We start from the raw sequence: 19,300 nt of genomic DNA, 5'->3' as shown, positions 1-19,300 counted from the left end.
ATTGACAGCCAGCACGATTAGTGAACAAAAGCATTACGCCACGGGTTTTTTATTGAGCGTCTCTTTAAGCTGACCAATCAGTTCGCGGCGAAAATCCCCCAGCCGCGGCTTATCACCGTCGATCCACGGCAGCGGACGGCACACCTCCATCGCCTTAATGCCCAGACGCGCGGTCAGCAGACCTGCGCCGATGCCCTGCGCAGCGCGGGCCGACAGGCGCGCAGCCAGATCCTGCGACATCCAGTCCATGCCAACTTCACGCACCAGCTCGCTGGCACCGGCAAAGGCGATATTCAGGAGCACCAGTTTGAACAAACGCAGACGGCTGTAATAGCCAAGTTCAATCCCGTACAGGCTGGCAATACGGTTGATCAGGCGCAGGTTACGCCAGGCGATAAACGCCATATCCACCAGCGCCAGCGGGCTCACGGCAATCATCAGGGTCGACTCTGCCGCCGAGCGGCTGATCTCACGGCGCGCCTGTGCGTCCAGCACCGGCTGCACCATATGGGAGTAGAGCGTCACCACTTCCCGGTCATTCTGGGTTTCATGAATAGCGGCATACCAGCGTTGCAGCGCAGGATGGGACTGATCGATCCCTGCATGGCTTGCCAGTTTTTCGCAGAACGCCCGCCCTTTTCCCGTGCCGTGGCTGTGCAGCAAGTCTCGTGCCTCGTCGCGCTCGTGAGCACGCTGTCGCAGACGCCAGAGCCTGCGCCATTCGGTGACAACCGACCCCACGCCCGCGCCGACAATCAGCGCACCCGCCGCACAGCCACCGAGCGCCACCCAGTCCTGAGTTTGCCAGGCATGAGCCGCCCATTGCACACCCTGCCCGACCACGCTCACTCCAAACAGCGTCAGTCCGGCCATCACCATCCTGCGCCACAGGCTGCGTTTGGGCCGCAGCGCGGCGTCAATCACCGCTTCCGCCTGCCCGTCTTCGACCAGCGGCTCATCGACCCGGGCGGGAGCAAAATTCTCGGCCTGCGTGCCGCTGAAAGTGTGCGCAGACTTAAAGACCTCTGCCTGCTCCTGTTCCAGCTTGCCGGAAAAATCAATGCGCGGTTTCAACGGTTCCGTCATCGCAATTTGTCTCCTATCAAAAACTCAAGCGCGGCATCCAGGCGGATGTGCGGTAACGGCTGGTCAACGTTCATCATTTGCGGACGGAAAGCCTCGAACTGGAAACCCTGGCTCTGCCAGAAAGCCTGTCCCGGCAGGCGTGCAGGAACTTCACCAGGATAGACGGTAAGCGGTTCACCGTCACTCAGGCGATGCCCCCGCAGGGCCGGGATTTTCTCGCCGTTGACGTCAATCAATCCGCTCTGCGTCGCCTGAACCGAGGCCAGGCCAAGGCAATCCATACTGATGCCCTCAAACGCGGCGTTTTGCCACGCATCCTGCACCAACTGCTGGAGCAGTGACACCATATTGGCGTGCTGATCGACCGTCACATGGTCTGCTTTGGTTGCCGCAAACAGCAGCTTGTCGATAACCGGAGAAAACAGGCGGCGGAACAGCGTGCGCTGGCCGTAGTGAAAACTTTGCATCAGCTGCGTTAACGCGAGACGCATATCGTTGAACGCCTGCGGCCCACTATTAAGCGGCTGAAGGCAGTCCACCAGCACAATCTGGCGGTCGAAGCGTAAAAAGTGATTCTTATAGAACCCTTTGACTACTTTTTCACAGTAGTAGTTGTAACGCTCGCGGAGCATGCCGGCATAGGTATGTTTATCCGCTTGCGCCAGTTTTGACTCACCGATACCGTCAACGTCAGGCCACGGGAAAAACTGGAGCGCAGGTGCACCCGCCAGATCGCCCGGCAAAACAAAACGCCCGGGCTGGATAAAATGCAGCCCTTCCCGTTTACATTGATGCAGGTAGTCCGTCCACGCTTCGGCGATTAACGCCAGCCGATTCTCGTCGGCGGGGGCGAGCGGATCCAGACCTTCGCACAGCTGTCGCCATTTCGCCGACCATTCCGCACGTTGGCCTTGTAGCAGGCCGGTCATCTGACGAGACCAGCTGAGATAGTCCTGCGCCAGCATGGGTAAATCCAGCAGCCATTCACCGGGATAATCCACGATTTCCAGATACAACGTGGAAGTGTCCTTAAAATGCCGGATCAGGGATTCACTGGAGCGAAAGCGCAGCGCAAGGCGGATCTCACTAACCCCTCGCGTGGGCGTAGGCCAGGCCGGAGGCGTGCCGTACAGCTGGGCTAAACCTTCATCGTAGGTAAAACGCGGGATACCAAAGTCACGCTGCGGGACTCGTTTCACGCCCAGCAGACGATCTTCTCTTACCGCGCTCAACAGCGGTAACCGTGCACCTGCGTGCAAGTTGAGCAGCTGATTAACCATGGCGGTGATAAACGCCGTCTTACCGCTGCGGCTCAGCCCCGTGACGGCGATACGCAGATGGCGATCCACGCCACGGTTGACCAGAGAGTTAAGTTCATTTTTAAGTCGCTTCATCGCCGTCCTTCATTGCCTGGAAGCCTGTAATGACTTGCTTCAGAATACAATAAATTGGGGCAGATCGTTGATTATCAATTCATAATTATTGCTATTGCCGTTTTTTCTCCAGTAAGATGAACGTCATTGCTGTCAGTAGAAGTGAGTAAGGTGTATGTCACCCACCATCTATGATATTGCGCGGGTTGCTGGCGTTTCGAAATCAACCGTGTCACGAGTATTGAATAAACAAACCAATATCTCTCCTGAAGCGCTCGAAAAAGTGCAAAAGGCGATTGAAGCCTTAAATTATCAACCGAATAAACTTGCTCGCGCCCTGACCTCTTCTGGCTTTGATGCCATTATGGTCATTTCAACACGATCGACAAAAACTACGGCGGGCAATCCTTTTTTCTCCGACGTGCTTCATGCAATAACAGCGAAAGCGGAGCAGGAAGGCTTTGACGTTATATTGCAGACATCGAAAAACAGTGAAGATGATTTACTGAAATGCGAAAGCAAAATTAAGCAAAAAATGATTAAAGGGATCATCATGCTGAGTTCGCCAGCCAATGAATCCTATTTTTCAAGGCTGGATGCATACGGCGTGCCCGTTGTCGTTATTGGTAAAGTGGAAGGCGAATATAACAATATCTGCTCGGTCGACACTGATAACTTCCGTGATAGTTTCACACTCACCGAGACGTTTATTAAACAGGGGCATCGCAAAATAGCCTGTCTACACGCCCCGCTTGATTACCACGTTTCAATAGACCGTCTGGCGGGTTATAAGGCCAGCCTTGAACATAACAAAATAGACATTCATCCCGACTGGATGATCGATGGCGGTTATACCCACGAGAGCGCACTGGCGGCAGCGTGTCGCCTGCTCTCATCCGCGAATCCCCCGGATGCGGTGTTCGCCACTGACAGTATGAAGCTGCTAAGCCTGTACCGCGCCGCAGACGAGCTGAACCTGATGATCCCCGAGCAACTGGCCGTGGCGGGATACAGCGATCCGATGCTGTCCCTCATACTGACCCCGGCCCCAGGCGGTTTTGATATCCCCACGCAGAAGTTGGGCGAAGAGAGTTGCGACCTGCTGTTTAAACGTATTGCCGGTACACCTGCCCCGCAAAAAATCCTGGTGGATACCCACTTTTCGTTTACCGCGTCGCTACGCTAACACCAGGGGCACACGCCCCTGGTGACAGACCGGTCAGAACGCGTAATTCACGCCCACGCCCGCATAGTGGAAACGATCGCTGTCGCCTTCATCATGGTTTTCCCATTCGTAGGCATATTCCAGCGTCATGGAGAGACCATTATTGAAATCGTAGGCATACAACAGGCCCAGGCGGTTGAAATCGTGGCCTTCGCGCTCTGGATCGTCACGCCAGTCCCAGTTGGACCAGCGATCAAGACCAAGCCGGGTATAGGGCGTCAGCGTGGTCTGGCCTAATGAAACCGGCAGATAAGCGCGGATTTCCTGCGTGGAAAATTCGCCGTTATTACGTGAACTGTCCATATTGAAACCGCGCTCTAAATAGTAATTCACTTTCGCAGAGAATGTTTCGTTAAGGGTCCAGGTAAAGCCCGTTTCCGTTTCAACGCGGCTGTCAGCATAGCCGGTTTTTTCAAGATCGTTAGCAAACTGGTACAGGGATAACCAACCGCCAAAGCGCCAGTCATCGGTTAATTTAATATCCCAGTCCGGCTGAATTTTATAGCGCTGCATATTCGCGCTGCCGTCCTTCGCACCGTGCTCATCCTTAAAGTGATAGCCGTAGTTTCGGAAACCACCGGTGAGGCCAAAGGTAAAATCATCCGTTCCAATAAAGCGATAACGCAACTCAATTTCAGGGCGGTCAAAATAGGTTCCCCGGGTCATACTGCTGTAATCGACAGGCCCCTCCTGATACATGGCGAGAGATATTGTCCATGCATCCCATGTGGCATTAAACCATACGGAAGGTTCATATAATCCATCTTTATCGTCGCCCTGACCCTCGACGTTTTCGATTTCATACATGGCCCCAATATTAAAATCCCACTGCTTTGCTGTTTCTGTTGCCTGTGCGCAGCTAACCCCTGCGCATAAAACAAACGCAGCACTTTTTAGTAGAGTACTCATTAAAATATTCCTTTATAATTAACAACCAAAAAAACCGGAAATTTGCATTCCCGGCTGATACTTCTTTATCTAATAGCCTCTTCGGTTTCTGCATCGAAGAAATGGCACTTATTCATATCGAACTGAATGCCGATATTATCTCCGGCTGCATAATCATTGGCGGCACCCGCACGGACAACCAGTTCATGTCCGCCGACGGCGGCATAAAGCATAAACTCCGCCCCGGTGAGTTCAGCGACGCTGATCCTGGCGGTAATAGCCTCACCACTATGCTGTGGCGTAAGAATATCTTCCGGGCGGATACCAAAGACCATCGCTTTGCGCTGGTAACCTTTTGCGTTGAGGACGGCAAGCTTGTCTGCGGGGATCTCAAGACGCAGCGTTTCCGTGACAAAATACTGGCCGTCAATGGCCCCACGGATAAAGTTCATCGCAGGCGAGCCAATAAACCCGGCCACAAACATGTTTGCCGGTTCGTTATAAACCAGTTTCGGCGCCCCCACCTGCTGGATAATCCCGTCTTTCAGGATCACGATGCGGGTGGCCATGGTCATGGCTTCCGTCTGATCGTGGGTGACGTAAATCATGGTGGTGTTGAGCTTCTGGTGCAGCTTGCTGATTTCAGCACGCATCTGCACGCGAAGTTTGGCATCCAGGTTAGACAACGGTTCATCCATCAGGAACACGCCCGCCTCGCGTACAATCGCCCGGCCTAAGGCCACGCGCTGGCGCTGACCGCCGGACAGTGCGCCAGGCTTACGCTTAAGGTAGTCACGAAGGCCGAGGATTTGCGCGGCCCAGTTGACGCGTTCTTCAATGACCGAAGGCGCAATTTTCTGCATTTTCAGGCCAAACGCCATGTTGTCGTAGACCGTCATGTGCGGATAAAGCGCGTAGTTCTGGAAAACCATCGCGATATCGCGCGACTTGGCGGGCACGTCGTTCATGCACACGCCGTCAATCACCAGCTCGCCTGCGCTGATCTCCTCCAGACCGGCAATCATGCGAAGCGTTGTCGATTTACCACAGCCAGACGGACCGACGAAAACGATGAATTCCTTATCCTCGATCTCAAGGTTGAAATCTTTAACCACATGAACCTGGTTATCGTAGATTTTCTGGATGTGTTTTAAAGAGAGTTGAGCCATTGTTAGTTCCTTTTCGATACGGTCCGGGAAGTCCAGAAATCCTGCAGGCATTTCCAGGTCAATTCCTGCGTGCACTGAAGTTGTAGCCCGGCATGCGTCAGGCCTGAGCCAATGCCCACCGACAACATTCCCGCCGCGTTGATTGCCTCAACGCCAGCGGCAGCATCTTCAATACCGATAGCCTCTTCCGGGCGAACGTTCAGCCCCGCACAGGCCGCAAGAAAAATCTCCGGATCAGGTTTTGAGCGGGCGATGCGCGAGGCATCGGCACAAAAATCAAACGCCTCGTGAATGCCAAGCGCCTGCAAAATACGCGGCGCATTGAGAGAAACAGAGGCCAGGCCAGTCTTGACCTTCGCCGCACGTATGTCCGCCAGCACCTCCCCCATCCCCGGCAGCAGTGAGTCCTGCGTCAGTGACCCAAGCGATTGCACATAGAGATCGTTTTTTTTACCCGCGAGCATCAGACGCTGCCCATCGTCAAACGCCTCTGCTTTCCCGCCGTGTTGCAGGATCCGTTGAAGGGAATCCATGCGGCTGATGCCCTTCAACTGTTCGTTAAAATGCTCGTCGATGGTGATACCGACCTCCGCCGCCACGGCACGCCAGGCCAGGAAGTGCAGGTGTGCGGTGTCGGTAATGACGCCATCTAAATCAAATACAACGGCCTTAAGCATGGTTGCACCTCTCCGTGGTAGCGGTCCCAATGTCAGACACAATAAAATCCTGATAAGACCAGGACTGCACGCCTGATGCGGTCAGGGTTTTGCCCCACAGCGTAAAGGTAACGGGTGCGGAGGTTTCAAGGGTCAGGACGTCATTTGCAAAGGTGAAGAACATCCGTGCGTTGCGCCAGCGCAGCGGGAAGGCAAGTTTGCGCCAGTGTGACGGAAGCTGTGGGGCAAGATGCAGTTCCCCTTCCACAACGTTCAGTCCCGCAAAGCCCTGAATAGCGCCCAGCCAGATCGCGCCCGTCGCGGCGGCGTGAATGCCATCGTCGCTGCTGTGCGGATCATCGCCCAAATCAATGGCGATACCGTCGCGCCAGAAGGCATAGGCCCGCTCGATATCACCACAACGTGCGGCAACAATGCCATGAATGGCTTTGCTTAACGACGAGTCGTGGATCGTGCGCGGCTCATAGAAGCTCAGGTTGGCGGCACACTGCGCAGGCGTAAACCGCTCCGGCAACAGATAGTTGAGCATCACCACGTCCGCCTGCTTGAGGATTTGCATCTCGTTGACTTCCGCGCGCGAGTAGTCAAGCAGGATGGTTTGCTTGCCCGCTTTCGCTTTATAGCGGCTCAGGTCAATAGCAGGTTTTGTCAGGAACGTATCATCCTGCGGAATGACCCCGTCCGCGCCGGCCTCAGGCAGCCAAAGACGCGCAAGGAAACGATTCGCCTTGTCGATGAACTGAGGGTCTTGCCGTCCAAACTTCGTGGCAAACTTAAGCGCACTGTCGACATTATGCCAGGCCAGATAGTTGGTATAAGCGTTGTTATTAACGTGTTCCGTATACTCGTCAGGGCCGATCACATCGTGGATTTCCAGACGCCCGTTTACCTCCGTGGACCGTCCGATCCAGAACAGTGCGGTTTCCATCAGCAGCGTTAGCCCTTCATTGCGCATGAAGGTTTCATCCTGCGTGGCCTGCCAGTAAGCAACAACGGCCCAGGCGATATCCGCCACAATATGGTGCTCCGCCAGCGCGGAAGCGACTTTCTGGCGTACGCCGGTTCGGATATTAATCGCGGCAAATTCGGGCGTTTCTTCCTGCCCGCTTGCGGCGCTTTCCCACGGGAACAGCGCGCCGGGCCAGCCGTTTTGGCGAGCTTTCGCCCGTGCGCCGGAGAGATTTAACCAGCGATAACGCAGCAGGCTGCGAGCCGTCGCAGGACGGGTAAACAGATGGAAAGGCAACAGGAAGATTTCGGTATCCCAGAAAACGTGCCCTTTATAGCCCTCGCCGGTCAGCCCTTTTGCCGCAATGCTGCTGCGTTCATCATGGGCGGGGGTCATCGTCGTCAGATGCCAGACTGCATAATCCAGCGCCATTTGATCCTGCCAGGAGTCTGACTCCACCCCTACGCGACTGTCGCGCCAGACGTTTTCCCAGGCACATGTTGAGCTTTCGAGTAAAGCCTCGTAGCCTCGTGCCGCACAGACTTTTAGCTCTGCCAGGGCATGTCGGGCGAACGCGTCCTGCGAGAGCGCTTTTTCGCTTCGCCAGGTAACCCAGCAAATTTTCTCTAAGGTGACAGTGTCACCCGCCGCAACCTCAAACGCATGCTGGCACGTTACGCGACGATTTTTGGCCGCGAAACAGCTTTCGCTCTCGGATGAGAGCTGGCAAAAGGTCGACACCACTACATCGCTGGCGCGATCCTGCGTTTCATACACGCCCTGTATGAAATTCGGGTCAAAGACCCTGACGGAAACTTCGTCCAGATGCTGCCTGCCGCTGTTGGTTTGCGTGGCATCAATGCCGGTTTTCAATACGATTTTCGACGCTGAATCAACGGGGGTGATGGAGAGTTGCATCGCCACCAGCGACAGCTGATCTAAGGAGACAAAACGGCGACTTTCCAGACGATAGGTTTTGCCCGCAGGCGAACGCCAGAGCACGCTGCGTCGCAGCTCACCGTTTGCAAACGCAAGCTCACGCTGCCAGCTGAGGATCTCCCCTGACAGCAGCGTAAAATGCTCGCCATCAAGCTCAATCTCAATGCCGGTAATATCCGGAATATTAATGAGTTCGTTGGTTTCGTTACGCCCGGCCTTATGGTACAGCCCGGCAAGGAACATGCCGCGCGTTTGCTGGGTGTAATCTTCTTCGTGGGTGGCGCGGATCCCCATATAGCCATTACCACATGCCATAATGGAGGCATATTTATTCAGGCCGTGTGGGTTAAAGCCCGGATCGGTTAATACAGAGAGGTTCAGCATAACGTCACGCTTTCCCCTTTCTCAGCCGATTCGTACAGCGCCGCGACCAGCTGCTGGATCACCAGTCCCTGCTCAGCATCGGCAATCGCAACAGGCTCGCCCAAAACATGGCGAACAAAGGCATCCATGCTGCGTAAATGGCGCTGATCATCCGCCTCTTCCCGCTGCATCAGCGTCTTCAACCCGCCCGCTTCATCGTTGTAAATGTGTGCCGGGAACAGCGTTGCGCCGGCTTTTTCTCCGCAGAATGAGACATTCATGATCGACTGTTCGCGGATGTTCAGCGCAAAGGACGTATCCAGGCGCAGTATGCCGCCATTGCAAAACTCAACCGTCCCGAAAAGAGCATCTTCAACGGTGTACTGCGCAGGGTCCCACTCGCCAAACTGCCCGCTGTGTTTACAGGTGCCAAGCTTTTGAAAACTGTGCGCCGTCACGCGTTTGACTGCCGGGAAACCGAGTACATACATCGCGGCATCCAGCATATGAATACCGATATCAATCAGCGGTCCGCCGCCCTGGAGAGCTTTATTAGTAAAGACGCCCCAGCCCGGCACGCCGCAACGGCGCAACGCCTGCGCAGAGGTGAAATAGATTTCCCCTAAGGTGCCGTTTTGCACAGCCTCGCGCAGCAGCTGCGTATCGCGGGCAAAACGGTGGTGAAAATCATACGCCAGCACTTTTCCCGCTTTGCGCGCGGCGATGCGCATCAGATCGGCCTGCTCCGGGGTCATCGCAGGCGGTTTCTCGCACATCACATGACAACCTGCCTCCAGCGCCGCCATGACGTGTTCAAAATGAAAGCGATTAGGCGAGCAAACGCTCACCACGTCGGGATTAACCGCCCGCAGCATCTCTTGCACATCCTGCCATGCCGAAGGGATGGCATGACGTTCCGCAAACGCCTGTGCCTGCTCAAGGCGGCTGTCCATGACAGCCACCAGTTGAACATCACTGCGCGTTGCGTAATACGAGGCATGCACTTTGTCTGCAACCTGCCCGGCGCCAATAATGGCGACGCGCAGAGACGAAGGTGTAGAAGCACTCATCACGCTTATCATCCTTAGCAATCACGCAAATAAGTGAGCGAGTCCCGGTAAGCCTGTGCAGGATCGTCGGCACGTACGCGGCATTCGTAAACGACGTAGCCCTGATAATTGTCGGCGCGCAGCTGGTCAAACAGCGTAGCGAAGTCCAGGCTGCCGCTCCCCGGCTGATAGCGATGGTTGTCGGCAATGTGTACGTGACCCAGCAGGTCGCGGTTGGCGTGCAGAGCCTCCGTCAGCGAATCCTCTTCGATATTCATGTGATAGAAATCGCCGATGATCTGTACGTGTTTCAGGTCGTTCTCTTCGATATAGCGACGCGCGTCCGCCAGCGTGTTGATCATGTGATCCTGATAGCGGTTCAGCGGCTCCAGGTACACGGTCGTGCCGGTACGGGCGGCAACCTCATCCAGCCAGCGTAAAGAGTCACTGACCGCTTTGCGATCGCCCGCCAGGCTACGTGGCGAGGTCATCGGCGGCAGACGGAAGGTAAACATACCCCACGCGGCAGGCACGATAATGCCCTTACCGCCGACGTCTGCCAGGGCTTCCAGAATGCGTTCGATCTGCTTAAGGCCGTTCAGACGGCGCTCCTCGATGAAGTCGCCAATCCAGCCGTCGTATCCGCCGCAGGCGGTCGTGACCGGTAAGCCCGTGGCGCTGATGGCAGCTATAACTTCGTCAAGGTTGTCGACCAGCAGTTTGCCGTCGATTTCAAAGCCATCAAAACCCATCTCTTTGATGTATTTGAATTTCTCCATAATCGACGCCGGGAAAAAGGCCTGGTTCTGCGTTGCGATTTTCATTATTTGCTCTCCTTAGCTTAGAAAGTGACGCCCATTTTGATGCTCAGTTCCGGATGCTGATCGACATACTTCATATAGCTTTCAGCGCTGGTGGTGAACGTTACAACCGGGTCGATCAGGTCGTCACAGTCGAGATAGCCGTTCATCAGCAGTTCCCAGCATGTCTCTTCGATACGCTTGCGGTTCCAGCGCGGGTAGTCCGGGTTGGGTTCGCTGCAGGCGCGGGAGAAGACAATCTTCGCGTTGTTGAAATGGGCTTCGCGTCCCAGGTTGAAGCCCTCGGCAAACGGTTTTGCGAAAGCAACATAGGAGATGGTGCCGCCGTATGCGAGTCCGCGCAGCGCAGACTGCAGCGCATCAGCAAAACCACTGGTTTCGATGATCACGTCCGCACCCTGTTTTCCGGTCAGTTTTTTGATCTCCAGACCGACGTCCGTGCCGATAGGGTTCAGGCAGTGATCTGCCCCATGGCGGCGGGCAATTTCGCAACGATGCGCGATAGGATCGACACCGATAACCATCGATGCCCCGGCTTTTTTCGCCAGCTGAATCGCAATCTGACCAATCGCACCCAGGCCGACAACGACGACAAAATCGCCCACCCGCACGTTGGCATCGCGCACGCCGCTCATGGCGAACTGCGCCGGGTCATAGCAGACGGCATTTTTCCAGGATGCGCCCTGCGGCATTTTGCGCAGCTTGTAGTTATTCACGGCATTCACGACCACCGTTTCCTGCAGCGGGCCGTAGCAGCAGACGCTGTCACCCGTCTGGTATTCCGTGACGTCGGCACCGCATTCAATGATGTCACCTACGATCATGTTACCGAGCTGGAACTTGCCGAACTCGATCCCGCGTGCTGCACCCTCTTCACGCGGGGTAAACATCTGCCACTCCGCATTAAATTCTTCGTCAATAAACGGGCTCGCCGCTCTGAAATCCACTACCTCGGTACCGTGTTTCGGCGCACCAAAACGGGCGCGAATTTTGACTTCATGTGCCGCGACGGGACGATCTTCATATTCAACCAGCGCAGCCACACGAGGTGCTGTCGCAACTAACTTCTTCATGACTCACTCCTTGTTAAAATTGGCCGCTTCAGCCCTTTACGCCACCAGCGGTCAAACCACTTTTAATAAAACGTTCAGACAGCGCGTACATGATGACAACCGGCAGTGCGGTCACCAGCGATGCGGCCATCATGCGACCCCAGATGTAATCTGGCGTGCTAAACAGCGTGTTCAGACCCACCGGCAAGGTGAAGTTGCTGGCGCTGGACAGGAAAATGGATGCAAACAGATAGTCGTTCCAGGCCACCATGAAGCAGTAGACGAAGACCGACACCAGCCCGGATATCGCCAGCGGGACGGTAATGCGGAAGATGATTTGCAGGCGGTTAAGGCCGTCCATCATTGCCGCTTCTTCTATTTCGTCCGGAATGGTGTCGAAATAGCTGCGCAGCATGAACACCGCGGTAGGGAGCGTCTGGGTCACCATGGTGATAATGAGCGCCATTTCGGTGTCATAGATCCCAAGCGCGGTGATGATTTTAAACAGCGGCACCACCAGCAATATGCCGGAGAACATGTAGACGGTGTAAAAGCTCGCGTTGATCGTGGCACGTCCCTTAAAGCGCAGCTTGGAGAGTGCATACGCGCCCAGTGTGCCAAGAAACACAGCAATGACAGACGAGGTTAACGACACCACCATGCTGTTGCGGAAGTAGTCCACAAACGGGAAGATCAGCGGGTTAAAGATGTCGACGTAGTGCTGCAGCGTCCACGCCTGAGGGAAAATCGTCGGGTGCAACGAGATCGCCTCTTTTGCGCTTTTGAACGAGGTCATCAGCATCACAAAGAACGGGAACAGCGTGATAATCAGGAACACCGCCAGCCCCAGATAAAAACCGATACGGCCAAGTACGCGTTTATTTGTTGCCATTGAGGTTTACCCTTTTTCTGGTCAGCAGAATGACGGCAAAGATGATCACGAAAAGCACGACAGAGATAGCGGCTGCTTTGCCCAAATCGTTGAAGGCAAACGCAGTTTTGTAGAGATAGACGCCCAAAATATCGACCTTCGTCGTCAGCAGATAAACGTCAGCAAACATGTAGAACATCCAGATCGTGCGCAGCGTAATGACCGTTGCCAGCACCGGCATAATGGCGGGCAGCGTCACGATGCGAAAACGCTGCCAGGCATTTGCCCCGTCCATTTCCGCCGCTTCGTACAGCGACTTATCAATCGTTTGTAAAATGGCGAGGAACGAGATAAAGGCGTACGGGAAGTAGCGCCAGATAGCAAACAGCACCACCAGCACGAAGCTGCTGCCCGGATTGTCGAACCACAGCGGGGCCTGGTCATACAGATGCAGCAGATCCACGCCCAGTTAGTTCACAATGCCGTAGCCGTTGTTGAACATGTATTTCCAGGCAAACACCAGCGAGATTGATGGCGTGACGTAGGATAAAATCACCAGCGAGCGCGCCGTTTTTCTCAGGCGGAACTCACGGTTAAAGAAGATGGCAACGGCCAGCCCCAGTCCCGTACTGCCGATAACAACCAGCGCGGTATACCAGAACGTCATCCACAGCGAGTGCCAGAACGCCGCATCACTCAGAATGCGGATGTAGTTATCCAGGCCGACAAACACGGCGCTAATGCGCGGGTTCAGCGGCAAGCGTAAAAAGCTGATTTCAATGTTGGAAATCATAGGCCAGGCCACCAGGCCCCCCAGCAGTATCAGGCTGGGGGCCAACAGCAGCATGGCGAAAGGCATATCTGATCGACCAGAAAACAACGTCTTCATAATTCCCTTCCGCAGAGCGCTCCTATCGTTGTGAGATCAGATCGGCCAGTCGTTTCTGGCTGTTGCTTAACGTGGCAGGGATATCCTGCTTGCCGACCGTGACGTTATGCACCATCGAGCTGATAACGCCGGAACCCGTCACATCGCCCATACGGGTGAAGTTTTTGTCCCCTACCGCCCCAAACACCTGAACGTTCGGGAACTGGGCAATCAGTTCGTAAGGAAGCTGACCGAAGGCTTTGATCACGTCGTTGGATTTCCATGACTCGGTATCGACCACCAGCTTGTTTACCGGCAGCGCAGCGCCCGGCGACATCATCACCCAGTCGGAGGCGTTTTGAGCCTGCTCCATCCAGGTGACAAACTTCTCTGCCGCCCGGGTTTCGTTTTCGGTTTGGCCCGTGGTAATAGTGAGCGAGGTGATCATGCCGTACACCGCTGAAGATTTTTCAGTCGGCACGACAAAGCCCAGATTGGCCGGGTTGCCGTCTTTATAAACGGCCGGGAGGATGTAGGTGGAATAAACGGCCATCGGCGCAGAGCCGTTCATGAAGGCGTCTTTGATCTCCATAACGTCGTTAGAGCCTGGCATGGTGGTCGCCGCCAGCGCTTTATAAAACGTCAGCGCTTTTAGCATTTCTGGCGTGTCGATTTCAACATCACCCTTAGCATCAAAGACATTCGCACCGCCAGAAAGCGCGAACTGCGAAAACGCCTGCTCGGTCATCACGCTTTCAGCCGTGGGCAGCGCAATGCCGTAATGCTTTTTAGCCGGATCGTTGAGCGCCTGGCTGGCTTTCAGCAGCTGGTCCCAGTTGTGTGGCTCTTCAATGCCCGCCGCGGCAAGGGCATCTTTGTGATACCAGACGCCGGACAGCCAGGCGCTGACTGGCACGCCCGTCCATGCGGTGCCATCTTCGGTACGCACCACGCGCAGGATACCGTCGTAGAAGGTGTCTTCACCCACGGCTTTGATGGCCTCTGCGATAGCGTCACGGTCCAGCAACTGCTCTTTGTCCATGACTTTTGCGTAATCATGGCTAATCTCAATCACTTCCGGCAGTGCGCCGGTACGGGCCAGGGTAATGACCTTGGTGTTATACGCATCCTCTTCGACCGGGACCTGTTTCACCGTGATCGTTGGGTTTTCTTTCTCAAATTTTTCGATCAGTTTCGTGATCACCGCCTGACGCTCCTGCTCCACCGAGGAGTGCATAAACTCGATGGTGACGGCAGAGGTTTTATCGTCTTCACAGCCTGTTAACAGGGCGCACGAAACCAGTGCTGATAACAGCACAATTCTGGGCATTTTCATTTTAGGAGTCCTTTTTAGTGTTCTTTAATCCACATGACCTGCCATGGATTAAGCGTCAGAGCCGTCCCGCTTATCATTACACCGGCAATCAGTTCCTGACCGGATTCAATATTGGTAGTCAGGTGTTGAATACAATCACTGAAATTAAACAAACCCGTAATGCGCTCGCCATTTTCCGCAACGCGCACTATTTTTAAAACCTGCTCAGTTGGCTGAGTGAAATAAGCCTGGCTGTCAGGGTGGAACGCTTTTTGGGCGCGTCGTATAGCAATTAATGCGCTGAGGCGTTGATATATTTTATTGCGCAGGCTGTTATCGTCATTGAGTTCACTATCAACCTGCCCTTCACTATATTTCTTACGATTTATTGCGCGGTTATAACCCAGTTTCTCGACGCCTTCATAATCATTTCGGGAACCAAGAATACTTTGAATATATACGGCAGGTACACCCGGGAAACTCAACAGTACGGCATGGGCGAGAATAAAGCGTGAAATACGTTCGCTATCGCTGCTCGCTTTTGCACTTAATGCGTCAAGATAAGTGACGTTGATTTCATAAGGGCTTCGCGTGCCGTCAGGGTTATTTTTCCAGTTTACCAGCGCCCCCTCCTGCTGAAGTTTCTCGACCAGAGAGAGGATTTCAGGTTCAGGAAGAATGCCGCGTAACGGATTCAGACCAATTCCATCGTGGGAGGCCAGGAAGTTAAACCACGTGGTACGCGTGGACGGCAGATTCAGGGACGCTGCCCACTGGCAAAGCGCCCGCACATCCTGACAGTGAACGGCATGGAGCACCAGCGGCGGCAAGGAAAACTGGTAGACCATCTGCGCTTCATTTTCGCCGTTACCGAAGTAAGAAATATTATCTTTATGCGGAACGTTCGTCTCGGTGATAATCACCGTCCCCGGTGCGACATCATCGGCGATGGCGCGGAAAAGTTGGATCAGGCGGTGCGTTTTTTCGAGATGAATGCAGCTGGTGCCGGGGGTCTTCCACATAAACCCGACGGCATCGAGGCGAATATAGCTGGCTCCTTCGGCAAGGTAGTGAAGCAGAACCTCCACCATGGCGATTAATACTTCCGGCGAGGCGAAATTCAGGTCAATCTGATCATCGCTGAACGTCGTCCACAGGTGTCTGACGCTGCCATCGTGAAGGGTAAAGGGTGTCAGCAGCGGTAATGCGCGTGGGCGAGTCACGGCAGAGAGATCGGTTTTCGGATCAACAGAAATAAAGAAATCTTCAAACCCTGGTTTTTGTTGCAGATAATTTGCGAACCACTGGCTTTTGGCCGACATATGGTTGCACACGAAATCAAACATCAGGCTGGCCGAGCGTTTTAATTCGGCAACATTCTGCCACGTCCCGGTTTCAGGGGCGACCTGATGATAATCAATAACAGAAAAACCGTCGTCAGATGACCACGGATAAAAAGGTAAAAGATGGACGTGAGAAAAAGAGTCAGAGAGCCATTTATTATAAAAACGGGTAAAAGCCGATAATGCCCCCTCACCTGGTGCCATAAACTGATCGGCATAGGTAATCAGCACAACATCCTTTTCATCCCAGCTGGCTTTACGCTTTTCTGTAATGACATTTTTGGCGCTGGAGATTTTTTCCAGCAGCGTCGCATAATGCGCATCGGAGAATGATTTGGCATAAACAAAATCGATTAATTGCTTAATTTTATCGTTCACATTGATTTCCATGGTAGCGGTCCCACGAAGCGCAATCTACTCCCATGGAAAATATCTGTCAACGGACCTGGCGCCAGAAAAACACGATCGCCAGGCAGCTCAAATCATTATTGTGAGCTGCCGCAAAGATCGAGGAAAAGGAAGGACGATATCAGGGGTATCGCTAACCCTTTTCCATCAGGAGAACGGGTTAGCGAAGGAAGGAGGTATCAGGAAAAGAAGCGACGTGAAACGCGCTTTGCCAGTTTTTGCAGCAATGGCTCGAGCGCCACCGCCAGCAGCATTCTGACCGGTTTACGGGCAACAGATTTGATTGCCCAGCCAGCGACGCCTGCCGGGCCAACGCGTAACGCCGTCAGCAGGACCAGTTTACCTGCGATTTTCAGGCCGGGTTTTACCTTCTGACCGGCCTGTTGCCAGTGTTGATTCATATTATCTCTCTCTTAAAGCTGACGAAAACGGCTTCTCAGCGTAAAGGTATCGGACGTGACATAACGTTCCATTTCGCGCAGTCGTTTTTCACCTGTCGCAAGCTCGGTATCCACCGCGTTGAGAAGATCGCTGCTGGTGGGCGCGCCTTCGGCATCCAGCTCGCCGTCAGGCATCGGGTCGAGCACAAATGACAATACGATGTAAGCCACCAGGGTAATGAATGCCAGACCGAAGAAAATCGACAGCACCGTAACCACGCGTACCAGTTTCACCGGGACATCAAGATAATGTGCCAGCCCGGCACATACGCCGCGTACCATGCCCTGCTGAGGGATACGCCATAATTTTTTATTCAGGTTCAGTCCAGCCATTAACGGTCCCTCCAGTTCGGATGTTCCGCATCCAGGATGGCTTCCAGCGCCTGAATGCGTTCGCGCATCTTATTCGCCTGATCGGACAACTGCGCCAGCCGCTGCTGTTCACTTTGCGACAGCTCGCCGCGCGAAGAACGGTTGCTGTAATGCAGCCATAACCAGATCGGCAAAACGAACAGCACGAAAATGGTCAGTGGAATAGCCAGAAAAAGCGCGCTCATGTGTACTCCTTGTCTTACGATGCGTGGCGGCACACTCGGGTGCCGCACAATTATTATTGGTTATCTTGCTTCATTTTGGCTTTCAGCGCGGCCAGCTGCTCGCTGATTTCATCATCCGCTTTCAGGTCAGCGAACTGCTGATCAAGCGTTTTCTGCTTGCCGATGCTGTGGCTTTCCGCTTCCGCTTCCATATGGTCAATACGACGCTCAAAAGATTCGAAACGCGCCATGGCCTCATCCAGCTTACCGCTGTCCAGCTGACGGCGAACGTCGCGGGAAGAACTTGCCGCCTGATGGCGCAGTGCCAGCGCCTGCTGACGGGCACGGGTTTCGCTGAGTTTGTTCTCAAGCTCACCGATCTCTTTTTTCATGCGGGTGAGCGTGTCATCCACCAGCGTCACTTCATGCTCCAGCGTCGCCACCATATCGGTCAGCTTCTGCTTTTCGATCAGCGCGGCGCGGGCCAGATCGTCTTTCTCTTTGCGAAGCGCCAGCTCGGCTTTTTCCTGCCATTCATTCATCTGAGCGGTGGCCTGCTCGATACGACGCGTAAGCTGTTTTTTCTCAGCCAGCGCGCGAGCAGAGGTGGAACGCACTTCAACCAGCGTGTCTTCCATCTCCTGAATCATCAGACGCACCAGCTTTTGCGGGTCTTCCGCTTTCTCCAGCAGAGAGTTGATGTTAGCGTTCACGATGTCGGCAAAACGAGAAAAAATACCCATAATTCAATCCTCATAGTTCTGTTATCGGGCGATGCCCTGCTGATTAGCTAATACAATCCTCGTGCCAACTTTTTATCTTATTGATTTATATAGAAGAGGTTGATTTTTGCGCCGGTGCGTCCTACTCTCACCTGGTGAATATCGCTAATGAGTGGTTAATTTCATCATGACGGAATACAAAGATAATCTTCTTGGCGAAGCGAACAGCTTTCTTGAAGTGCTGGAGCAGGTGTCCCGGCTCGCGCCGCTCAATAAACCCGTGCTTATTATCGGCGAGCGTGGGACAGGTAAAGAGCTAATAGCCAATCGCCTGCATTTTTTGTCCGGTCGCTGGGATGGCCCATTCATTTCGCTTAACTGCGCCGCGCTGAACGAAAACCTGCTGGATACCGAACTCTTCGGTCATGAGGCGGGCGCTTTTACCGGCGCGCAAAAACGACACCCCGGCCGCTTTGAGCGCGCCGACGGCGGCACGCTGTTCCTGGACGAGCTGGCAACCGCGCCGATGCTGGTTCAGGAAAAGCTGCTACGCGTGATTGAATACGGCGAGCTTGAGCGCGTCGGGGGAAGCCAGCCCCTGCAGGTGAACGTCCGCCTGGTCTGCGCCACGAACGCCAACCTGCCAAAGATGGTAGAGGAAGATAAATTCCGCGCCGACCTGCTCGACAGGCTGGCCTTTGATGTCGTTCAGCTTCCCCCGCTGCGGGAGCGCCAGAGCGATATCATGCTGCTGGCGGATCAGTTTGCCATTCAGATGTGTCGGGAACTGGGTTTACCGCTCTTCCCCGGCTTTAGCGAACAGGCTACCGAAACGCTGCTCGGCTATCACTGGCCAGGGAACATCCGTGAACTCAAAAACGTCGTTGAACGTTCGGTTTATCGCCACGCCAGCGCCGACAGCGAACTGGATAACATCATTCTCGATCCGTTCCAGCGCGAGACGAAGCCGGTTGCCTCACCTGCTCCGCGATCAGATGCGCCGACTCTGCCCCTCGATTTACGTCAGTTTCAGCACCAACAGGAACAACAGCTTCTGGAACAGAGCCTGAAGCAGGCGAAATATAATCAAAAACGGGCGGCTGAACTGCTGGGTCTGACCTACCATCAATTAAGGGCATTGCTCAAAAAGCATCAAATGCGCTGACATTATCAGCACTTACCCGGAGACATTTTTACGAAGCAGGT

The 19,300-nt window shown here is 54.3% G+C and carries 18 protein-coding genes and 1 pseudogene; 2 read left to right on the top strand and 17 right to left on the bottom strand.

What is annotated here, in order from left to right; genetic code table 11:
• Window positions 1-33: 33 nt before the first annotated feature.
• Window positions 34-1,086 (bottom strand): YcjF family protein, encoded by a 1,053-nt coding sequence (locus I6L58_RS00745; protein WP_088208390.1) that lies wholly within the window; start codon window positions 1,084-1,086, stop codon window positions 34-36.
• Window positions 1,083-2,480, bottom strand: a complete 1,398-nt coding sequence (locus tag I6L58_RS00740; protein ID WP_088208389.1) for a YcjX family GTP-binding protein — start codon at window positions 2,478-2,480, stop codon at window positions 1,083-1,085. Before I6L58_RS00740 ends, I6L58_RS00745 begins: the two co-directional genes overlap by 4 nt.
• Before the next feature lie 154 nt (window positions 2,481-2,634).
• On the opposite strand from I6L58_RS00740, the gene I6L58_RS00735 reads away from it, so the two are divergent.
• Window positions 2,635-3,645 (top strand): LacI family DNA-binding transcriptional regulator, encoded by a 1,011-nt coding sequence (locus tag I6L58_RS00735; protein WP_088208388.1) that lies wholly within the window; start codon window positions 2,635-2,637, stop codon window positions 3,643-3,645.
• Window positions 3,646-3,678: 33 nt separating this feature from the next.
• Here the strand turns inward: I6L58_RS00735 and I6L58_RS00730 are convergent, their stop codons facing one another.
• The 15 genes and pseudogenes from I6L58_RS00730 to pspA form a co-directional block, all read right to left on the bottom strand.
• On the bottom strand, window positions 3,679-4,593 hold the full coding sequence (locus tag I6L58_RS00730; protein ID WP_006175591.1) for an OmpG family monomeric porin: 915 nt from the start codon (window positions 4,591-4,593) through the stop codon (window positions 3,679-3,681).
• Between the two features lie 65 nt (window positions 4,594-4,658).
• Entirely contained in the window at window positions 4,659-5,741 is a 1,083-nt protein-coding gene (locus tag I6L58_RS00725; RefSeq protein WP_088208387.1) for an ABC transporter ATP-binding protein, read from the bottom strand.
• 2 nt (window positions 5,742-5,743) lie between these two features.
• The gene (gene pgmB / locus I6L58_RS00720) at window positions 5,744-6,418 is read right to left on the bottom strand and encodes a beta-phosphoglucomutase (RefSeq protein WP_006175594.1); all 675 of its coding nucleotides are present in this window, start codon (window positions 6,416-6,418) and stop codon (window positions 5,744-5,746) included.
• Window positions 6,411-8,690: a glycoside hydrolase family 65 protein gene (locus tag I6L58_RS00715; protein ID WP_088208386.1), complete on the bottom strand. Its 2,280-nt coding sequence runs from the start codon at window positions 8,688-8,690 to the stop codon at window positions 6,411-6,413. The genes pgmB and I6L58_RS00715 overlap by 8 nt, the downstream gene beginning before the upstream one ends.
• Window positions 8,684-9,742, bottom strand: a complete 1,059-nt coding sequence (locus I6L58_RS00710) for a Gfo/Idh/MocA family protein (RefSeq protein ID WP_088208413.1) — start codon at window positions 9,740-9,742, stop codon at window positions 8,684-8,686. The genes I6L58_RS00715 and I6L58_RS00710 overlap by 7 nt, the downstream gene beginning before the upstream one ends.
• Window positions 9,743-9,753: 11 nt before the next feature.
• A complete protein-coding gene (locus tag I6L58_RS00705) occupies window positions 9,754-10,542 on the bottom strand; it encodes a sugar phosphate isomerase/epimerase family protein (protein ID WP_088208385.1) in 789 nt (262 codons plus the stop codon).
• 17 nt (window positions 10,543-10,559) lie between these two features.
• A complete protein-coding gene (locus I6L58_RS00700; RefSeq protein WP_088208384.1) occupies window positions 10,560-11,612 on the bottom strand; it encodes a zinc-dependent alcohol dehydrogenase in 1,053 nt (350 codons plus the stop codon).
• A 28-nt stretch (window positions 11,613-11,640) separates the two neighbouring features.
• Window positions 11,641-12,483 (bottom strand): carbohydrate ABC transporter permease, encoded by an 843-nt coding sequence (locus I6L58_RS00695; RefSeq protein ID WP_006175599.1) that lies wholly within the window; start codon window positions 12,481-12,483, stop codon window positions 11,641-11,643.
• A pseudogene (locus I6L58_RS00690) lies at window positions 12,470-13,351 on the bottom strand (carbohydrate ABC transporter permease). The gene I6L58_RS00695 and the pseudogene I6L58_RS00690 overlap by 14 nt, the downstream one beginning before the upstream one ends.
• Window positions 13,352-13,373: 22 nt before the next feature.
• Window positions 13,374-14,666 carry an ABC transporter substrate-binding protein gene (locus I6L58_RS00685; RefSeq protein ID WP_006175601.1) on the bottom strand — a complete coding sequence of 431 codons (1,293 nt, stop codon included), beginning with the start codon at window positions 14,664-14,666 and terminating at the stop codon, window positions 13,374-13,376.
• Between the two features lie 14 nt (window positions 14,667-14,680).
• Entirely contained in the window at window positions 14,681-16,378 is a 1,698-nt protein-coding gene (locus tag I6L58_RS00680) for a sugar phosphorylase (protein ID WP_088208383.1), read from the bottom strand.
• Window positions 16,379-16,575: 197 nt separating this feature from the next.
• Window positions 16,576-16,797 (bottom strand): phage shock protein PspD, encoded by a 222-nt coding sequence (gene pspD / locus I6L58_RS00675; RefSeq protein ID WP_058608687.1) that lies wholly within the window; start codon window positions 16,795-16,797, stop codon window positions 16,576-16,578.
• Between the two features lie 12 nt (window positions 16,798-16,809).
• Window positions 16,810-17,169, bottom strand: a complete 360-nt coding sequence (gene pspC, locus I6L58_RS00670) for an envelope stress response membrane protein PspC (RefSeq protein WP_088208382.1) — start codon at window positions 17,167-17,169, stop codon at window positions 16,810-16,812.
• On the bottom strand, window positions 17,169-17,393 hold the full coding sequence (pspB, locus tag I6L58_RS00665; protein WP_006175623.1) for an envelope stress response membrane protein PspB: 225 nt from the start codon (window positions 17,391-17,393) through the stop codon (window positions 17,169-17,171). Before pspB ends, pspC begins: the two co-directional genes overlap by 1 nt.
• A 53-nt stretch (window positions 17,394-17,446) precedes the next feature.
• On the bottom strand, window positions 17,447-18,115 hold the full coding sequence (gene pspA / locus I6L58_RS00660) for a phage shock protein PspA (RefSeq protein WP_088208381.1): 669 nt from the start codon (window positions 18,113-18,115) through the stop codon (window positions 17,447-17,449).
• A 166-nt stretch (window positions 18,116-18,281) separates the two neighbouring features.
• Between pspA and pspF the strand changes: the two genes are divergently transcribed.
• Window positions 18,282-19,259, top strand: a complete 978-nt coding sequence (gene pspF / locus I6L58_RS00655; RefSeq protein ID WP_088208380.1) for a phage shock protein operon transcriptional activator — start codon at window positions 18,282-18,284, stop codon at window positions 19,257-19,259.
• The last annotated feature ends 41 nt before the right edge of the window (window positions 19,260-19,300 follow it).

Source organism: Enterobacter cancerogenus, from assembly GCF_019047785.1.
GTDB lineage: Bacteria > Pseudomonadota > Gammaproteobacteria > Enterobacterales > Enterobacteriaceae > Enterobacter > Enterobacter cancerogenus.
Note: the sequence above shows the minus strand (reverse complement) of the source record. Positions and strands in the feature narration are given on the sequence as shown.